The organism is Streptomyces sp. 1114.5 (assembly GCF_003635085.1).
Taxonomy (GTDB): domain Bacteria; phylum Actinomycetota; class Actinomycetes; order Streptomycetales; family Streptomycetaceae; genus Kitasatospora.
The window spans coordinates 2,668,601-2,686,898 of the sequence record NZ_RBXE01000001.1; the positions used below are offsets into that span (position 1 = coordinate 2,668,601).

General features: G+C 72.2%; 18 protein-coding genes. 12 read left to right on the top strand and 6 right to left on the bottom strand.

Annotation, left to right across the window (positions count from 1 at the left end; all coding sequences use genetic code 11):
- Positions 1-31 precede the first annotated feature (31 nt).
- Positions 32-1,465, bottom strand: a complete 1,434-nt coding sequence (locus BX285_RS11730) for a glycosyltransferase family 2 protein (protein WP_121175076.1) — start codon at positions 1,463-1,465, stop codon at positions 32-34.
- Between the two features lie 174 nt (positions 1,466-1,639).
- Here BX285_RS11730 and BX285_RS11735 point away from each other — a divergent pair, with 174 nt between their 5' ends.
- From BX285_RS11735 to rodA, 8 genes are all read left to right on the top strand, one after another.
- Positions 1,640-3,031 (top strand): folylpolyglutamate synthase/dihydrofolate synthase family protein, encoded by a 1,392-nt coding sequence (locus BX285_RS11735; RefSeq protein WP_121177447.1) that lies wholly within the window; start codon positions 1,640-1,642, stop codon positions 3,029-3,031.
- A gap of 1 nt (position 3,032) precedes the next feature.
- Positions 3,033-3,386 (top strand): DUF4233 domain-containing protein, encoded by a 354-nt coding sequence (locus tag BX285_RS11740; RefSeq protein ID WP_097237911.1) that lies wholly within the window; start codon positions 3,033-3,035, stop codon positions 3,384-3,386.
- Between the two features lie 108 nt (positions 3,387-3,494).
- On the top strand, positions 3,495-3,908 hold the full coding sequence (gene ndk / locus BX285_RS11745) for a nucleoside-diphosphate kinase (RefSeq protein ID WP_030058261.1): 414 nt from the start codon (positions 3,495-3,497) through the stop codon (positions 3,906-3,908).
- Between the two features lie 321 nt (positions 3,909-4,229).
- Positions 4,230-5,255, top strand: coding sequence for a rod shape-determining protein (locus BX285_RS11750; protein WP_030256393.1), 1,026 nt, complete (start codon positions 4,230-4,232; stop codon positions 5,253-5,255).
- Positions 5,256-5,351: 96 nt separating this feature from the next.
- The gene (gene mreC, locus BX285_RS11755; RefSeq protein ID WP_121175077.1) at positions 5,352-6,311 is read left to right on the top strand and encodes a rod shape-determining protein MreC; all 960 of its coding nucleotides are present in this window, start codon (positions 5,352-5,354) and stop codon (positions 6,309-6,311) included.
- A gap of 3 nt (positions 6,312-6,314) precedes the next feature.
- Positions 6,315-6,953, top strand: a complete 639-nt coding sequence (gene mreD / locus BX285_RS11760) for a rod shape-determining protein MreD (RefSeq protein ID WP_097237913.1) — start codon at positions 6,315-6,317, stop codon at positions 6,951-6,953.
- Positions 6,954-7,005: 52 nt separating this feature from the next.
- Complete coding sequence (gene mrdA, locus BX285_RS11765; protein ID WP_121175078.1) at positions 7,006-9,333, top strand: penicillin-binding protein 2; 2,328 nt, start codon at positions 7,006-7,008, stop codon at positions 9,331-9,333.
- Complete coding sequence (gene rodA, locus BX285_RS11770; protein WP_097237915.1) at positions 9,330-10,529, top strand: rod shape-determining protein RodA; 1,200 nt, start codon at positions 9,330-9,332, stop codon at positions 10,527-10,529. Before mrdA ends, rodA begins: the two co-directional genes overlap by 4 nt.
- 64 nt (positions 10,530-10,593) lie before the next feature.
- Here rodA and BX285_RS11775 read toward each other — a convergent pair whose 3' ends face one another.
- Both BX285_RS11775 and BX285_RS11780 read right to left on the bottom strand, forming a co-directional pair.
- On the bottom strand, positions 10,594-10,992 hold the full coding sequence (locus tag BX285_RS11775; protein ID WP_097237916.1) for a hypothetical protein: 399 nt from the start codon (positions 10,990-10,992) through the stop codon (positions 10,594-10,596).
- Positions 10,993-11,147: 155 nt separating this feature from the next.
- Positions 11,148-11,471 carry a helix-turn-helix transcriptional regulator gene (locus tag BX285_RS11780; protein WP_097237917.1) on the bottom strand — a complete coding sequence of 108 codons (324 nt, stop codon included), beginning with the start codon at positions 11,469-11,471 and terminating at the stop codon, positions 11,148-11,150.
- A 151-nt stretch (positions 11,472-11,622) separates the two neighbouring features.
- On the opposite strand from BX285_RS11780, the gene BX285_RS11785 reads away from it, so the two are divergent.
- Positions 11,623-12,600 carry an LLM class F420-dependent oxidoreductase gene (locus BX285_RS11785; protein ID WP_121175080.1) on the top strand — a complete coding sequence of 326 codons (978 nt, stop codon included), beginning with the start codon at positions 11,623-11,625 and terminating at the stop codon, positions 12,598-12,600.
- Positions 12,601-12,623: 23 nt separating this feature from the next.
- On the opposite strand, the gene BX285_RS11790 is transcribed toward BX285_RS11785, so the two are convergent.
- The gene (locus tag BX285_RS11790) at positions 12,624-13,334 is read right to left on the bottom strand and encodes a response regulator transcription factor (RefSeq protein WP_097237919.1); all 711 of its coding nucleotides are present in this window, start codon (positions 13,332-13,334) and stop codon (positions 12,624-12,626) included.
- 324 nt (positions 13,335-13,658) lie between these two features.
- Complete coding sequence (locus BX285_RS11795; RefSeq protein WP_097237920.1) at positions 13,659-14,312, bottom strand: nitroreductase family protein; 654 nt, start codon at positions 14,310-14,312, stop codon at positions 13,659-13,661.
- 221 nt (positions 14,313-14,533) lie between these two features.
- Between BX285_RS11795 and BX285_RS11800 the strand changes: the two genes are divergently transcribed.
- Positions 14,534-15,775: a serine hydrolase gene (locus BX285_RS11800; RefSeq protein ID WP_121175081.1), complete on the top strand. Its 1,242-nt coding sequence runs from the start codon at positions 14,534-14,536 to the stop codon at positions 15,773-15,775.
- Between the two features lie 95 nt (positions 15,776-15,870).
- On the opposite strand, the gene BX285_RS11805 is transcribed toward BX285_RS11800, so the two are convergent.
- A complete protein-coding gene (locus BX285_RS11805; RefSeq protein WP_097237922.1) occupies positions 15,871-16,377 on the bottom strand; it encodes a MarR family winged helix-turn-helix transcriptional regulator in 507 nt (168 codons plus the stop codon).
- 87 nt (positions 16,378-16,464) lie between these two features.
- Here BX285_RS11805 and BX285_RS11810 point away from each other — a divergent pair, with 87 nt between their 5' ends.
- Complete coding sequence (locus tag BX285_RS11810) at positions 16,465-17,277, top strand: cyclase family protein (protein ID WP_121175082.1); 813 nt, start codon at positions 16,465-16,467, stop codon at positions 17,275-17,277.
- 108 nt (positions 17,278-17,385) lie between these two features.
- Positions 17,386-18,225, top strand: coding sequence for a bifunctional 2-polyprenyl-6-hydroxyphenol methylase/3-demethylubiquinol 3-O-methyltransferase UbiG (locus BX285_RS11815; RefSeq protein ID WP_097237924.1), 840 nt, complete (start codon positions 17,386-17,388; stop codon positions 18,223-18,225).
- Positions 18,226-18,298 lie beyond the last annotated feature (73 nt).

Consider the following 18,298-nt stretch of genomic DNA (forward strand, 5'->3'; position numbering starts at 1 on the left):
GAGGAGGCGCGGGGGAGGGGGAGCGGGTGGCTCAGGATTCGAGTGCGGTGGGGGCGCCGACGGTGACCTTCTCGGCGTTGCGGCGGGTCTTGGCCCAGCCGTTGCGTCCGAGCAGCATCCGGACGGCGGCCCGGGCGGCGACCACGAAGAGGTGGTACGCGTAGAGCCAGACCAGGACCCCCCAGAGAAATCCGGTCAGCCTGCTGCGGTCGGGGTGGACGAGCCGGCGGTAGGCGAGGCCCCAGAACACCATCGGCAGGGTGGCGAGCACGAAGGCGAGCAGCATCCACGGCCCGTACCGGAGCTGGAAGTCGGCGGTCTCGGCGGGGAAGAGCACCAGCCCGGCGGCGGTGATCCCGAGCGAGAGCGGGACGAGCAGCACCAGCAGCACGCAGACCACGGGCTGCAGGAAGGTGTACATCACCTCGGCCTTGCCGGACCAGGTGTAGTGCGGTGAGCGCAGCACCCGGCCGGTGTAGCGCAGGCACTGCATGTTGCCCTGGGCCCAGCGGGTGCGCTGGGTGAGGAAGCGGCGCAGCGAGATCAGGCCCTCCTGGGAGACCTGGGTCTCGGTGACGTGGGTGAGCCGCCAGCCGGCGAGGCGCAGGTCCAGGCCGGACTCGTAGTCCTCCAGCAGGGCGCGCTCGGGCCAGGGGCGGCCGGCCCGGCCCTCCTCGGCGGTCAGCGAGTCGAGGGCGGTGAGCCGGACGAACTGGCCGTTGCCGCCGAGGCCGACGCTGCCGGTGCGGCGGCGCAGCAGCTGCATGCCGGCGTTGTTGGCCTGGAACTCGACGTCCTGCATCCGGACCAGGGCGCGGGCCAGGGCGTTGGCGGCCCGGCCGCGGCCGGGCAGCGGCAGCTCCTCGTCGGCGTTGCGCATCCGGACGCCGATCTGGACGGCGCCGGTGTCGGGGCGCCCGAGCGCCTTCTCGTTGCAGACCTGGGCGAGGGTGCCCGGGTCGAGCCGGCCGTCGGCGTCGACCACGCCGATCACCACGCGGGAGCGGTCGGTGGACTCGGGGAGCCAGGCGGAGATCTCCCGGTAGGCGGCGTTGAGGGCGGCGCCCTTGCCGATCCGGGCGTGCGGGCGGCGGCGCTGGACGAGGTGGACGCGCGGGTCGTGGGCCGCGGCGGCGAGCACGAGTTCGCGGGTGGCGTCCTCGCTGTCGTCGTCGATCACCCACAGGTGGGCCTCGGGGGCGCTTGCCCGCAGGCCGGCGAGCGTCTGGGTGACCACGGCCTCCTCGTCGCGGCAGGGGATCACCAGGTGCCACCGGAAGGCGGCCGGGTCGCCGGGCGCGGCGGGGCGGTTGTGCCGGAAGGCGTGGCGGGAGCCGGCCCAGTACACGAGGAAGCGCCCGAAGACGAGCACCATGTAGCCGACGAGGGCCAGGGAGATCAGTCCGGCGACCCAGACGACGGCGTCCTGGCGAAGCACGATCCAGTCGTGCAGGGCGTCGGGCATGGCGCGGTTCTCCTTGCGATCGAAGGTGACGGGGCTCCTGCGAGGCGCGAGTCGATGCTTCGTTGCGGTTCAAATCGCTAAATCGATAGTAAAGGTGGCAAACTGGAAAGTCAGGGCAAAGTGGTCGTTCTCACCCCGTGAGGAGCGCCCGCCGCCGCTCCGTAGACTGTGGTCGTGAGCGACAAGGCCGACCCGAACCCGTACACCATCCGCCCCGCCGACGGCGGCACCGGCGACGCCCTGCGCGACGTCGAAGTGGAACTCTCCAAGCGCTGGCCGGAGAACAAGCTGGAGCCCTCGCTCGACCGGATCGAGGCGCTGATGGACATCCTGGGCCAGCCCCAGCGGTCCTTCCCCTCCATCCACATCACCGGCACCAACGGCAAGACCTCCACCGCCCGGATGATCGAGCAGCTGCTCAACACCTTCGAGCTGCGCACCGGCCGCTACACCAGCCCGCACGTGGAGTCCGTCACCGAGCGGATCAGCCTGGACGGCGCCCCGATCACCCCCGAGCGCTTCGTCGAGGTCTACCGCGACATCGAGCCCTACGTGCAGATGGCCGACGCGGCGCAGCCGGTGCCGATGTCCTTCTTCGAGGTGCTGACCGGCATGGCCTACGCCGCCTTCGCCGACGCCCCGGTGGACGTCGCCGTGGTCGAGGTCGGCATGGGCGGCTCCTGGGACGCCACCAACGTCATCGACGCCGCCGTCGCCGTGATCACCCCGATCGGGCTGGACCACACCGACAAGCTCGGCGAGACTACCGGCGAGATCGCCGTCGAGAAGTCCGGGATCATCAAGTCCGGCGCCGTCGCCGTCGTCGCCCAGCAGCAGCTCGACGCCGCCCAGGTCATCCTGCGCCGCGCCGTCGAGGTGGACGCCACGGTCGCCCGCGAGGGCATGGAGTTCGGCGTGATCCGGCGCGAACTCGCCATCGGCGGCCAGCTGGTGACGCTGCGCGGACTCGGCGGCGAGGAGTACGAGGACGTCTTCATCCCGTTGCACGGCGAGCACCAGGCGCACAACGCGGCGCTCGCGCTGGCCGCGGTCGAGGCCTTCTTCGGCGTCGGCGGCGCCCGCGGCGGGCAGCTCGACGTGGACAAGATCCGCCAGGGCTTCTCCGGCGTCTCCTCGCCGGGCCGTCTGGAGGTCGTCCGCCGCAGCCCCACCGTCATCCTGGACGCCGCGCACAACCCGCACGGCGCCCGCGCGACCGTCGCCGCCCTCACCGAGTCCTTCGGCTTCACCCGGCTCGTCGGCGTGATCGGCACGTCCGGGGACAAGGACGTGGCCGGGGTCCTGGAGGCCTTCGAGCCGATCCTGGCCGAGGTCGTCATCACCCAGAACTCCACCCACCGCGCGATGGACGTCGACGCGCTGGCCGCCCTGGCCGTCGAGATCTTCGGCGAGGACCGCGTCCAGGTCGAGCCCCGGCTCGACGACGCCATCGCCGCCGCCGTCACCCTCGCCGAGGAGGAGGGCGACCTCGGCGGCGCCGGGGTGCTGGTCACCGGTTCGGTCATCACGGTGGGCGAGGCCCGCCTGCTGCTCGGGAGGAAGTGACATGAGGACGCTCTGCTCCTCGACCCTGATCGGCGAGGCGTTGCTGATCATGTTCGCGGCACTGGTCGCGATGCGGCTCTCCGACGTCTCCGACGGGGAGATCTGGACGGTCAGCGGCATCGCGATGGCGCTGTGCATCGCGCTCTGCGGCATGATCAACCGCCCCGGCGCGGTGCAGATCGGCTGGGCGCTGCAGATCGGCCTGATCGCCAGCGGCTTCATCCTGCCGACCATGTTCGGCCTCGGCGTGGTCTTCGCCGGCCTGTGGTGGTGCTCGGTGCACTACGGCCGCAAGGTCGACGCGTTCAAGGCCGCCCGGGCCGCCGCCGTCGAGGCGGCCGCCGTACAGGCCTGAGGCCCGGACCGACGGGCCGACACGCCGTGTACGCAAGGTAACCTCTGCCGTGTCGGCCCCACGCGTCGACCCGACTGTCTGCCGAACCGAATCCCCAGGAGACGCACCGTGTCCCAGCGCACTCTCGTCCTGCTCAAGCCCGACGCCGTCCGCCGCGGCCTGGCCGGCGAGATCATCAGCCGCATCGAGCGCAAGGCCGGCTGGAAGCTCGCCGCCGTCGAGCTGCGCACCTTCGACCGGGCGACGCTGGAACTGCACTACGCGGAGCACGTCGGCCGCCCGTTCTACGAGCCGCTGCTGGAGTTCATGACCTCCGGCCCGTCGATCGCGCTGATCGTCGAGGGCGAGGAGGTCGTGCCCGGCATCCGCATGCTGGCCGGCGCCACCAACCCGCTGGAGGCCGGCGCCGGCACCATCCGCGGCGACTACGCGACGATCACCCGCGAGAACCTGATCCACGCCTCGGACTCCCCGGAGTCCGCCGAGCGCGAGATCAAGATCTTCTTCCCGGCGCACGCCTGATCCGAGCCGGGCGACGAGCCCGCAGGACCGAAGACCTGCCCCGGTCGGGACCATTGGCCCGGCCGGGGCATTCTTATCGTGAAATAGGGAACTGGGGCTGCCGACACGGCGTCCCAATCCTCGGAGAAGCGATCACGCTCCGGACAATGGACGGTATGCCCCGCGTCGACGTCCGTACCGCGCCGCGTGACTACGATGGACGCGACCCAAGGGCCCGGTAAGGCAGCTCAGCTGGTCTCCGCCCGAGCGTGGGCGCGCAGTCGTCCACCACCCCCATGAACTCCGAGCCCGGGAAGGCACCTACTCTCCATGGCGAGCAACCTGTCGTTCATCGGCCGCGACTTGGCGATCGACCTCGGAACTGCCAACACGCTGGTGTACGTCAGGGGCAAGGGCATCGTCCTGAACGAGCCGTCCGTGGTCGCGGTGAACACCAACACCGGCGGCATCCTCGCCGTCGGCGCCGAGGCCAAGAAGATGATCGGCCGCACCCCGGGCAACATCGTCGCCATCCGCCCGCTCAAGGACGGCGTGATCGCCGACTTCGAGATCACCGAGCGGATGCTGCGGTACTTCATCCTCAAGATCCACCGCCGCCGCTACCTCGCCCGCCCGCGCGTCGTCGTCTGCGTGCCCTCCGGCATCACCGGCGTCGAGCGCCGCGCCGTCATCGAGGCCTCCTCGCAGGCCGGCGCCCGCCAGGTGCACATCATCGAGGAGCCGATGGCCGCTGCCATCGGCGCCGGGCTGCCCGTCCACGAGGCCACCGGCAACATGGTGGTCGACATCGGCGGCGGCACCACCGAGGTCGCCGTGATCTCCCTCGGCGGCATCGTCACCGCCCAGTCCATCCGGGTCGCCGGCGACGAGCTGGACAACGCGATCGTCCAGCACATCAAGAAGGAGTACTCGCTGCTCCTCGGCGAGCGCAGCGCCGAACAGATCAAGATGAGCATCGGCAGCGCCTTCGGCCTGGAGGGCGAGAAGGACGAGCACGCCGAGATCCGCGGCCGCGACCTGGTCAGCGGCCTGCCCAAGACCGTCGTCATCTCCGCCGCCGAGGTCCGCGAGGCCATCGACGAGCCGGTCAACTCGATCATCGACGCGGTCAAGACCACCCTCGACCAGTGCCCGCCCGAGCTGGCCGGCGACGTCATGGACCGGGGCATCGTGCTCACCGGCGGCGGTGCCCTGCTGCGCGGCCTGGACGAGCGGCTGCGCCGCGAGACCGGCATGCCGATCCACATCGCCGAGAACCCGCTCGACTCCGTGGCGCTCGGCTCCGGCAAGTGCGTCGAGGAGTTCGAGGCGCTCCAGCAGGTACTCGACGCCCAGCCGCGGCGTTAGCCACCACGAACGACAACCGACACCGACTGAACGGGCCGCCGCCCGGGCCCCACAGCCCCGGGCGGCTGCCAGGTACGAAGGGGCAGTACCAGCACCGTGAGGGACACACGAGAGAGCCGGCTGCTGCTCATCCTGCTGGTGGCGGTCGCCTTCGCGCTCATCACCGTGGACATCAAGGGCGGTGAGGACTCCCCGCTCGGCCCCGCCCGCCGCGCCGCCGCCGGCGTCCTCGGCCCGGTCGAGCGCGGCGCCGCCACCGTCGTCGACCCCGTCGCCGACACCGTCCGGGCCTTCCGCGACGCCGCCACCAACAGCGGACGCACCGACCAGCTCGCCCGCGAGAACACCGAACTTCGGCAGAAGCTCGCCTCCTCCGACATGGCCTCCGGGCGCACCAAGCAGCTGGACGACCTGCTGCGCACCGCCGGCGCCGGCGGCTACACCGTCAAGGCCGCCCAGGTCATCGCGATCGGCCCGGCCCAGGGCTTCTCCTGGACCATCACCCTCGACGCCGGCAGCGACGACGGCCTCACCCGCGACATGACGGTCATCAACGGCCAGGGCCTGGTCGGCCGGATCACCACCGTCGGACCGACCACCGCCACCGTGCTGCTCGCCTCCGACCCCGGCTTCTCGGCCGGCACCCGGCTGGAGGGCACCGGCGAGATCGGCTTCGCCTCCGGCGGCGGCGACAGTCCGATGAAGGTCTCCCTGCTCAACGGCAAGGCCCAGGTCAAGGCCGGCGACCGGCTGGTCACCTTCGGCTCGCAGAGCGGCCGCCCGTTCGTGCCCGGCGTCCCGGTCGGCAAGGTCGTCGAGGTCCAGGCCAACGCGGGCCAGCTGACCAAGACCGTCCTGGTCGAGCCCTTCGTCCAGTTCACCCGGCTGGACCTGGTCGGCGTGGTGGTCGTGCCGCCGCGCACCGACCCGCGCGACGCCGTCCTGCCGCCCGCCCCCGCCGCCGGCCAGGGCCAGGCCCCCGCCGCGCCCGCCCCGGGCCAGGCCCCGGCCTCCACACCGGCCGCCCCGCCCGCCAAGCCCAATGGGGGGAACTGAGCCATGCGCCTCGCCCGCATCCCCGTCTCCGCCGGCCTGATCCTGTTCGGCCTGATCCTCCAGGTCAGCGTCTTCGGCCGGCTCCAGCTCCCGGGAGCCACCCCGGACATACTGCTGCTCGTCGTCGTCGGCCTGGCCATGGTCTACGGGCCCACCGGCGGCTGCCTGGTCGGCTTCTCGGCCGGCCTGCTGGCCGATGTCGCACCGCCCTCCGACCACGCGATCGGCCGCTACGCGCTGGTGCTCTGCCTGATGGGCTACGCCGCCGGGCTGCTGCGCCCCGACCACGGCCGCCAGCGCTCCGTCGCCAGCGCGCTGCTGGTGGTCGGCGCCGCGGCGGTCGCCTCCACGCTGCTGTACGCGATGGTCGGCGCCCTGGTCGGCGACACCGCGGCCCGGCACGTCGGCCTCGGCGGCCTGGTGATCAGCGCCCTGCTGTACGACCTGCTGCTGGCGCCCTTCGTGGTGCCGCTGGTGATGCTGCTCGGGCGCCGCTTCGGGCGCGATCCGCTGGCCGCCGCCGACGACGACCAGGGCGGCCCGGGCCTGGGCACGCTGGCCCGGTACCGCACCACCCGCGAGGCCTCCTCCGGCCCGAGGTACAAGAAGCGGCGCGTGCCCGGCTTCGCCCGCCGCCCGTAACCGGTCCGGCCCCGACCTCCCGACCCTCCCCGCATCCTGGAGCGCACGAGACGTGAGCAACATCCCCGAGACCGGCCGCACCCGGAGGGTGACGATCCGTCTGGTGGTGCTGCAGATCCTGGTGCTGTCGCTGCTCGCCACCCTCGGCGGGCGGCTGTGGTACCTGCAGATCCGCAACGCCAAGGAGTACACCGCCAAGGCGACCGGCAACCACATCCGCGAGGTGGTCGAACCGGCCGTCCGCGGCGAGATCCTGGACGCCTCCGGACGGGTCCTGGCCGGCAACGAGACCCGGCTGGTGGTCTCCGTCAGCCGCACCTCGCTGCTGCAGATGAAGGACGGCGGCAAGGCCGTGCTGGCCCGGCTGGCAGACGTGCTCGGGATGCCCGCCAAGGACGTCCAGGAGAAGGTCCGGCTCTGCGACGCCAAGACCCCGCAGCCCTGCTGGAACGGTTCGCCGTACCAGCCGATCCCGGTCACCAAGGAGGCGACCACCCAGCAGGCGATGCAGATAATGGAGCGCCGCGAGGACTTCCCCGGGGTCACCGCGCAGCCCACCGCCGTACGCCGCTACACCGGCGCCGAGGGCGCCAACCTGGCCCAGGTGCTCGGCTACCTCTCGCCGGTCACCGACGAGGAGGTCAGCAAGACCGCCGCCAAGAGCGGCCTGGACCGCTACCTGCCGGCCGACCAGATCGGCCGGGCCGGGCTGGAGTCGGTGTACGACCGCGACCTGCGCGGCACCGCCGGCATCACCAAGCTGGAAGTGGACAACCTCGGCCGGGTGATCGGCACCGCCGGCGCCGTCGCCCCGCAGACCGGCGACAACCTGGTCACCAGCATCGACGCCCGGGTGCAGAAGGTCGTCGAGGACAACCTGGCGCAGGCCATGAACGACGCCCGGAACACCTTCGACAAGGTCACCAACCGCAACTACGAGGCCGACTCCGGCGCCGCCGTCGTGATGGACGTGCACACCGGGCGGATCGTCGCGATGGCCAGCGCGCCGACCTACGACCCGAACCTCTGGGTGGGCGGCATCAGCGGCAAGGACTACCAGTCGCTGACCAGCAAGGAGTCCAACTTCCCGCTGCTGAACCGGGCCATACAGGGTCAGTCCGCCCCCGGCTCGACCTTCAAGGTCATCTCCACCACCGCCGCCGTGCAGGCCGGCTACCCGCTGGACGGCACCTACCCGTGCCCGAAGAGCATGACCATCGGCGGCCGCGAGTTCAAGAACTTCGAGAGCGAGAGCTTCGGCTCCATCTCGCTGGAGAAGGCGCTGGAGGTCTCCTGCGACACCGTCTTCTACGGGCTGGCGAACGACCAGTGGATGAAGGACGGCGGCATCAAGCCGAAGAAGGAGCCGGCCGACTGGTTCTTCAAGACCGCCCACGAGTTCGGCCTCGGCGCCAAGACCGGCATCGACCTGCCGGCCGAGGTGACCGGCCGGGTGCCGGACCGGCAGTGGAAGCAGTCCTTCTACGACAACAACAAGGACGCCTGGTGCGCGCAGGCGCAGAAGGGCGGCAACAGCTTCTCCGACCAGATCGCCCGGGAGAACTGCGTCGACGGCTACCAGATGCGCGCCGGTGACGCCGTCAACTTCGCGATCGGGCAGGGCGACACCCTGGTCACCCCGGTCCAGATGGCCCGGATCTACTCGGCGCTGGCCAACGGCGGCACCTTCTACCGGCCGACGATCGCCAAGGCGGTGATAAGCCCGGGCGGGGACCTCGTCCGCGAGATCGCCCCGCACGAGGACGCCAAGTTCCCCGGCGACCAGAAGCTGCTGAGCTACATCAACCAGGCCACCGAGGGCGTCGTCAAGAGCGGTACCGCCGCCTGGAAGTTCACGCAGGCCGGCTGGCCGCAGGACAAGATCGCACTGCACGCCAAGACCGGCACCGCCGAGGTCGAGGGCAAGCAGACCACCTCCTGGCTGGCCACGTACAGCAAGGACTACGCGATCATCATGACGATAAGCCAGGGTGGCACCGGCTCCGGCGGCTCCGGCGACGCCGTGCGCCGGATCTACCAGGCGCTGTACGGCGTGGACGACAAGGGCAACGTCGACAACGGCAAGGCGCTGCTGCCGACCCCGCAGGGCGAGCTGCCGAAGTTCAACCCGGACGGCACCGCGATCATCAAGCCGGCCTCCTACACCGCCGCCCCGGCCCCGGCCGGCCCGGCGGCGGGCTCCCCGGCCTCGGCCCCGGCGCTCGTGCCGGCGGCGGCGCTGCTCGACGCGGGCTCCGCGCAGGCGGTCCCGGCGCCGGCCTTCCTCGACCAGGCGCCGCCGGCCGACCGGCCGGCGTCGTACACCGCGGCCGACGCCGCGCTCGAACCCGGACGCGGCCCGGGAAGGGGACGGGCATGACCTCCTACGGCTCCTACCGGCAGCTGCGGCTGGCCCCGCAGCGCCGCGGCGTCTCCAAGGCCCTGGCCAAGGACTCCCCGCTCTGGCGGCTGGACTGGATACTGCTGCTGGCCGCGCTGGCCCTGTCGGCCGGCAGCTCGCTGCTGGTCTGGTCGGCCACCCGCGGGCGCGAGTCGCTGACCCACGGGGACCCGCAGTACTTCCTGTACCGGCACCTGACCAACTTCGTGGTCGGGCTGGTGCTGTGCGCGGTGGTGATAGCGATAGGGAGCCGTCGCTTCCGCACGCTGGTGCCGTTCGTGTACGTCGGCGTGATCGTGCTGCTGCTGGCGACGCTCAGCCCGCTGGGCTCCACCATCAACGGCGCACACTCGTGGATCCAGCTCGGCGGCGGCTTCTCGATCCAGCCGGCCGAGTTCGCGAAGCTGGGTATCGTGCTGGCGATGGCGGTCGTGCTGTCGGACCAGGTCGACGCGGGGGAACGGGAGTTCCCCTCGCACCGGGCGGTGTTCCGCGGCCTGGTCTGGGCCGGGCTGCCGATGTGCATAGTGCTGCTGATGCCGGACGCCGGCTCGGTGATGGTGATGGCCGCGATCGTGCTGGGCATCCTGCTCGGCTCGGGCGCGGCCAACCGCTGGGTCCTCGGGCTGCTGGTGGCGGGCGCCGCCGGGTGCGTGGCGATCTGGAAGTTCGGGCTGCTGAGCAAGTACCAGATCGACCGCTTCGCCGCGTTCGCCAACCCGCAGCTGGACCCGAACGGCGTCGGCTACAACACCGCGCAGGCCCGGATCGCCATCGGCTCGGGCGGTCTGACCGGCAAGGGGCTGTTCCACGGGACGCAGACCACCGGGCAGTTCGTGCCGGAGCAGCAGACCGACTTCGTGTTCACCGTGGCCGGTGAGGAGCTGGGCTTCGTCGGGGCGCTGGCGATCATCCTGCTGGTCGGCGTGGTGCTGTGGCGGGCCTGCCGGATCGCCCGTCAGGCCACCGACCTGTACGGCACGATCGTGGCGGCCGGGATCATCGCCTGGCTGTCCTTCCAGGCCTTCGAGAACATCGGGATGTGCCTGGGCATCATGCCGGTCGCGGGCATCCCGCTGCCGTTCGTCTCGTACGGCGGGTCCTCGATGTTCGCGAACTGGATGGCGGTCGGGCTGCTCCAGGCGGTGCGGAGCCAGCGGCCGATAGCGGCCTGAGCCGTGGCCCTTCCGACGGGGCCGGTCCGGGACTTCCCGGGCCGGCCCCGCGGCGTGTGCGGGGTCAGACGGAGAAGCCGATCCGGGCGAGCACGCCCCAGCGGTCGTCCCGGCGGGTGAGGACGTAGACCGAGTCGAAGGAGCCGGTGCGGGCGCCGGACGCGTCGTGGCGGGCGAAGCGGACCAGGGCGTGCACCTGGTCGGGGGAGGACTGGCTCAGCTCCACGCTCTCCCAACTGCTGCGGGTCCAGCCGGAATCGACCAGCTGGGCCAGCTCGGGGGTGGAGCGCTCGACGTAGCCGGCCTCGTCCTCCCAGACCGTGACCGCGCCCTCGTGCACCCGGACGTGCGGATAGTGCAGGGTCTCGGCCCAGGCCGCCAGGTCGCGGCTGTTGAGGGCGTCGAGGAAGGCGTCGAGGGCGGCGCGGGCGGCGGCCTCGTGGGCGCGGGGTTCGGCGGACACGGCGGGCTCCAGGGCGGGGTGCGGACGGGAGGGGTCCTGGCCAGCCTGGGCCATCGGTGCGCCCGGCGGGGCCGGGCGGCGCCGATTCAGGTCCAAAGGCCGGGGCAGAGACCGGTCGCACGGCCGAAGAGGCGCCCCGGGAGTGTCGGGGAGAATCAGTGGGCGCCGGCCGGCTCACGGGTCGCGGCGCTGAGCACGGCGTCCAGCAGGCCGGGGAAGCGCAGTTCGAGGTCGTCCCGGCGCAGCGACATCAGCCGGCGGGTGCCCTCGACCCGGGTGGTGGTGACGCCGGCCTCGCGCAGCACCTTGAGGTGGTGGGAGAGGGTGGACTTGGACAGCGGTACGTCCAGGTCGCTGCAACACTGCTCGTCGACCTCGGCCAGGCCGGTCACGATGGAGAGGCGGGCCGGGTCGCTGAGGGCGTGGAAGATCCCGGCGAGCTGGATGGATTCGGTGGCCGGGTGGCTGGGGGTGCGCATGGCGGCTCCTCTGTCGTCCTGTGACGCGTGATCGATTGTTCGAACTTTGGCGTACTATCCAATCTTAGGCAATGGGGCCGGCCCGCACCGCCGTTCCCGCGGAAGGACACCGGATGAGCGAGCGCCGCGAGCGGACCGCCGGGAGGTGCGCATGGGCCGCCACGGGGTGACGCTCCCGCTGCGCGGCGTCCCCCTGGACCGGCACCGCGCACTGGTCGAGGAACTGCCCGACCTGGGCTACACCGACGTGTGGACCGGGGAGGCGGCAGGCTACGACGGGTTCACCCCGCTGGCGCTCGCGGCCGCCTGGGCGCCCGCGCTGCGACTGGGCACCGGCGTCGTCCCGGTGCAGACCCGAGGGCCGGCGCTGCTCGCGATGACCGTCGCCACGCTGGCCGAGGCCGCGCCCGGCCGGGTGGTGGTGGGCGTCGGCTCCTCCGGCCCGCCGTTCGTCACCCGGATCAACGGGATCCCGTTCGAGCATCCGTACCGGCACGTGCGCGACACCGTGCGCTTCCTGAAGCAGGCGCTGGCCGGGCGGACGGTGCGGGGCGACTTCGACTCCTTCACCATCGAGCAGTACACCCCGGCGCTGCGGCCGGACCCGGTGCCGCCGGTGATGATGGGCGCGCTCGGCCCGCAGATGCTGCGACTGGCCGGGCGGGAGGCGGATGGCCTGGTGACCAACTTCCTGGCGGTGGAGGACGTCCCGCGGGTGCGGGCCGCGATGGGCGGGCCCGGCCGGGACAAGGAGGTGGTGGCCCGGCTGTTCGTCTGCCCCACCAAGGACCGCGACCACGCCCGCCGGCAGGGGCGGCAGTTGCTCGGGCCGATCCTCAACGCCCGGACGTACGGAGGCTTCCACGACTGGCTGGGCCGCGGGGAGGAGCTGGCGGCCTCGCACGCGGCGTGGGCGGCGGGCGATTTCCACGGCGCGCTCGCGGCGGTGCCCGACCACCTGGTCGACGCGCTGCTGATCCACGGCTCCCCGCAGGAGTGCCGGGAACGGGTGGCGGAGTTCGTGGCGGCGGGGGTGGACACGCCGCTGCTGGCGGTGCTCCCGGTGCCGGACTTCGGCGCCGGACCGGGGTTGCGCGACACGCTGCGGGCCCTGGCCCCGCAGACGTGACGCCGCACCGGGCGGGCGGTGGGTCAGCCGGCCGCCCGGTGTCCCGACCGGGCGTAGACCATCGCCTGGGCCCGGCTGCGCACCCGCAACTTGCCGAGCACGTTGGACACGTGGAACTTGACGGTCTTCTCGCTGAGGTGGAGCTCGGCGGCCATTTCCGCGTTGGACAGGCCGCCCGCGATCAGGGTGAGCACCTCCTGTTCGCGGGGTGTGAGCAGGTGGAGCAGCGGGGGCGTGTGCAGTGGCGGGCCGGGCAGCCGGCGGGCCATCGCGGTGACCACCTCGGCCGTGATGGACGGGGAGATCAGCGCGTTCCCGGCGGCGACCGCCCGGACCGCGTGCACCATGTCGGCCTCCGGGCCGTCGCGCAGGATCAGGCCGCGGGCGCCGGCTCTGAGGTAGTCGAGCATGCGGTCCGGGTCGCCCGGGCGGACCAGCAGGATCGTGCCGGGCTGCCCGGTGCCCCGGGTGTCGGTGAGCTTCTTGACCTCGCAGGCGTTCTCCATGCCGGGCATGTCGGCGTCGACGATGACCACGTCCGGCCGTTTGGCGGCGCAGACCTGGGCGATCCTGGCGGTGCCGGCCGGCTCGGTGAGCGGCTGCAGCCCGGGTGCGCGCTGCAGGATGGTGCGCAGCCCGGTGCGCAGTAACGGCGAGGCCGCACAGATCAGCACCCGTACGGTCGGGCCGGCCAAGTCGGTCGGGCCGTTGGGGCGGTAGAGGGACAGGCTCATGTTCGTTCTCCTTGCCGTCGAGGTTCCGGGGCCCCGGGCGGCCACCGGGCGCAGCGCGGTCAGGACACCGGCGGGGTGCGTGGGGGCACCGTCGCGGGGTGGAACCGTGATGATGAGAGGAGATCTCTTTCCGGCGTCACGTCAGTGTGCGGACGCGGAGGGGGAGTTCAGGGGCGACAGCGGCCGTGGCCGGTCGCGCGGTCGGAAGTCGCCTCGGCGGCAAGGCCGTTGACTCGACATTCCCGGAACATGGTGGCCATCCTAGGGAGCCGTTCGAGCGGTGGTCAAGGATGTTCGGGCCCGTCCGGAGCCCTCCGGGACCGCCTACCAGGTGTCCCAGTGGGCGATCCGGTCGGTCTCGACCCGGGGGCCGGGGCGGAAGTCGGTGCCGATGGTGTGGGCCAGCGGGATCAGGGCGGCCTGCAGGACGGTCTCGTAGGGGATGCCGAGGATCTGTGCGGCCTCGCGCTCGTAGTGCAGGTGCGGAGTGGTCCAGGCGGTGCCGAGACCGCGGGAGCGGGCGGCGAGCATGAACTGCCAGGTGGCCGGGATGATCGAGCCCCAGGTGTTGGCCTGGCCGACGAAGGAGTCGACCTCGTGCCGGCCCTCGATCCGGACGCACGGGATCACCAGGACGGGGACCTCGTGCAGGTGGTCGAAGAGGTGCTGGGCGCTCTCGGCCAGGCGCAGCCGGCGCAGCTGGTCGCCGACGGTGCGGTCGACGCCGGTGCCGACCGTCTGCTGGCGCGGGCGGACCAGGCCGAGCCGGTAGAGGTCGGCGAGGGCGGAGCGCTTGGCCGGGTCGGTGACGATCACGAAGTCCCAGCGCTGGCGGTTGCGCCCGGTGGGGGCCTGGGTGGCCAGGGTCAGGCACTCCTCGATCAGCTTGCGCTCCACCGGGCGGGTGAGGTCCAGCCGCTTGCGCACCGCCCGGGTGGTGGTGAGGAGTTCGTCGATGGAAAGCGCGAGGGGAGACATGGGCGCCAGCTCCGGTCGGGTCGGGTCGGGGTGCGGATCCATCGCCCGCGAATGCGTACTCGACTGGCCAGCCTAGTAATGGTTCGAAACTTGCGCAACATTCGAAGTGACGAGACTGGTTCTCAAGTCCCGCTCTTGTGTGCGGAGTTGATTCTTCCTATGCTTCCAACAACTTCGAACATTCGAAACATGACGAGTGCGGTCGACCGCGAGAGGACGCCATGTCGCAGATCAAAGTCGAAGTCGAACCGGCCGAGGTCGGGCTGGACCCCGAACGGCTGCGCAGGATCGACGAGTACCTCCGGGCCTTCGTGGACGACGGCCGGCTGCCCGGTTGGCAGCTCGCCGTGACCCGCGGCGGGAAGGTCGCCCACCTCGCCGCGTACGGGCACCGCGACGTCGAGAAGGGCCTGACGCAGACCGCGGACACCATCTACCGGTCGTGGTCGATGACCAAGCCGGTCACCTCGGTGGCCGCGCTGGTCCTGCTGGAGGAGGGCGCGATCGGTCTGCAGGACCCGGTCTCCCGCTACCTGCCGGAGTTCGCCGACGTCCGGGTCTACCAGCGCGGACCGGCCTCCCGGCCGGTCACCGTGCCCGCCGCCGAGCCGATCCGGATCGTCCACCTGCTCACCCACACCTCCGGGCTCACCTACGGCTTCCACCGGGCCCATCCGGTGGACGAGATCTACACCGCCAACGGCTTCGAGTGGACCACCGCCCCCGGGCTCGACCTCGCCCAGTGCGTGGCGAAGTGGGCCTCCTTCCCGCTGCTCTTCGAACCGGGCACCGCCTGGAACTACGGCGCCTCCAGCGACGTGCTCGGGCGGGTGATCGAGGTCGCCTCCGGCCGGCGGCTGGACGAGTTCCTGGCCGAGCGCGTGCTCGGCCCGCTCGGCATGGCGGACACCGGCTTCCACGTCCCCGCGGACAAGGCCGACCGGCTGGCCGGCTTCTACGTCGTCAACCCCGCGAACGGCAAGGCGGTGCGCAACGACGCCTTCGGCGGCGACGTGCTGCACGAGCCCGTCTGCCTCTCCGGCAGCTCCGGGCTGGTCACCACGCTCGCCGACTACCACCGGTTCAGCCAGATGCTGCTCGGCGAGGGCGAGTACCAGGGCGTACGGGTGCTCGGACGGCACACCGTGCGCCACGCGCTGCGCAACCACCTGCCCGGCGGCGGGGACCTGAAGAGCGTCGGGCGGCCCGTCTTCGCCGAGATGCCCACCGCCGGGGTCGGCTTCGGGCTCGGCTTCGCGGTGGTGCAGGACCCGGCCGCTGCCGGGGTGCCGGCCAGCGTGGGGGAGTACGGGTGGCACAGCGCCGCGTCCACCATCTTCTGGGTGGACCCGGTGGAGCGGCTGACGGTGCTGTTCCTGACCCAGCTGATGCCCTCCAGTGCCCATCAACTGCACGGGCGGCTGCGGCAGTTGGTCAACCAGGCGCTGGTGGACCGACGGTAACCGGCAGCGGTGGCGGCGGGGGGCCGGCCGGCGTCGGTGCGCCGACGGGCGCCGGAGGGCCGAGGCGCGCAGGTGGGCCGGCCGCGGGCCCGGGTTCACCCGGTGGGCTGGACGGCGAGGATCTTGCGGGTCAGCCGGGTCAGCGTCGCCCGCTCCTCCGGGGTGAGCGCGGCGAAGACCCGGTCCATCAGCGGGGCGATGCCCGCCTCCGCCTCGGCCAGCGCCCTCGATCCGGCCTCCGTCATGGTGACGGCGTAGGCGCGGCGGTCGCGCGGGTGGCGCTCGCGGACGACCAGCCCGGAGTTCTCCAGGCCGTCGATGCAGCCGACCATGACGCTGCGGTCGATCCGCAGCTGTTCGCTCAACTCCTGCTGGGAGCAGGCGCCGACCGCGTCCAGCATCTTCAGCACCAGGTGCTGGGCCACCGTCAGCCGGGCGTCGGTCAGCTCCTCGTCGATCGCCCGGGCGACCACCGTGGTGGCCCGGCAGAGCGCGATGTCGGGGCGCTCCCGGGTGAGCGTCGCGAAGTACTTCCGGCGCTCGCCGTCGTCCTCCGTCCGGCTCGGCGAGGCGAGGCGGGGCGTCCGCGGGGCGGTGGCCATCGGATCTCCTTCTGCGGGCGGGGCCACCAGCATAACGCGTTCAGGAGATTGTTTTCCGATAGATGTTCTCCAAGGAAGGGGAATCCCATGTGCTCACCCGAGACGGTGGCCGGCGCCACCGCGCACAGCGCCCACCTCGCCACCGCAGAACCGGCCGTGGAGGTCTCGGCGCCGATCCGGGCCAGAACCCCCGTCACGCTGCCGGGCGGGGCCGTCCGCGACCTCACCCACGTGGTCGGACCGGACTGGCCGGTGTTCGAGCTGTACGTCAAACCGATGGAGATCAAGCGGCTCGCCAACCTCGCCGAGCACGAGTACAACGCCTTCGAACTCACCTACAACGAGCACATCGGCACCCACCTCGACGCGCCCTCGCACTTCGACGACAACGGCCTCGCCACCCACCAGATCCCGGCCGACACCCTGGTCGCCCCGCTGGCCGTGGTCCGGATCGGCGAGCGCGCCGCCCGGGACAACGTCACCGAGCTGACCGTCGACGACCTGCTGAGGTGGGAGAGCCGCAACGGGCGGATCCCCGACGGCGCGCTGCTCGCGGTCGACAACGACTGGGCGCACCGGATCCACACCCCCGGCGCCTTCCTCAACCTCGACCCCGCGGAAGGGCTCTACCGCTTCCCCGGCATCTCGGTGGAGGCCGCGCAGTTCCTGGTGACCGAGCGCTCCGTCGTCGGCGTCGGCACCGACTCGATCAGCCTCGACCCCGGCACCCGGCCCGCCGACCCGGACACCCACCGGGTGCTGCTGCCCGCCGGCAAGTACGCCATCGAATGCCTCGCCGGGCTCGACACCGTGCCCGACCTCGGCGCCGTCGCCGTGGTCGGCGCGCCCAAGCACCTCGGCGGGACCGGCGGCCCGGTCCGCGTCCTCGCCTTCGTCTGAACCACCCCCGAAACCACTCCCGAAGGCCCCCGCCGCCCGTCGTACGGCCCGTGGAGCCCGCACGACCCCGTCAACCCGCACGCCCGACCGCGATCACAGGAGAAACCCATGACCGTACAGACCGGCTCGGAGTCCGTCTTCGCCGGGGCCAGCGGCGAACGCTGGCAGTGGAACGAGGAGCGCTACCGCGACGGGGTGTTCAGCCACGCCGTCGGCACCGAACTGCACCGGCTGCGCCTGCTGGAGTCCGTCCTGGACGAGCACACCCGGGCCCGCTTCCGGGCGCTCGGCCTGCGCGCCGGGCACCGGGTGCTGGAGGTCGGCGGGGGCGGCGGCTCCGTCGCCCGCTGGCTGGCCGGGCAGGGCGCCGAGGTGACGGTGACCGACCTCGACACCACCTTCCTGGACGAACTCGCCGCCGACGGCGTGCGGGTGCTGCGCCACGACGTGTACACCGACGACTTCCCGCCCGCCTCCTTCGACTTCATCCACGCCCGGTACGTGGTGATCCACCTGCCCGACCCGGAGAAGGCCGTCGAGCGGCTGGCCGGCTGGCTGGCGCCCGGCGGGACGCTGGTGCTGGAGGAGCCGGCGTTCTTCCCGATCAAGGACTCCCCGCACCCCGGCTACCGGACCGTGCTGCGGGCCTTCCGCCGCCACCTGGAGACCGCGGTGGGCACCGACACCGAGTGGGCCCGCAGCCTGCCGGTGCCGCTGGAGGGCAAGGGGCTGACCGGCCTCGGCCACGACGCGCGCTTCCAGCTGGTCACCGGCGGGGACGACGAGGCCGAGTGGTGGCGACTCACCCTGGAGCAGACCCGGCCGGCGGTGGTGGCCGCCGGGCTCGCCACGGACGAGGACTTCGAGGCGGCGTACCGGGAGCTCGCCGACCCGGAGTTCCGGGACCTCTCGCTCGCCGTGTTCACCGCCTGGGGGACGCGGGCCTGAACCGGCCTGAACCGAGCCGGAACGGGGCGCCGCCCGTACCCCCGGAGGACGGGGTACGGGCGGCGCTGTCGTG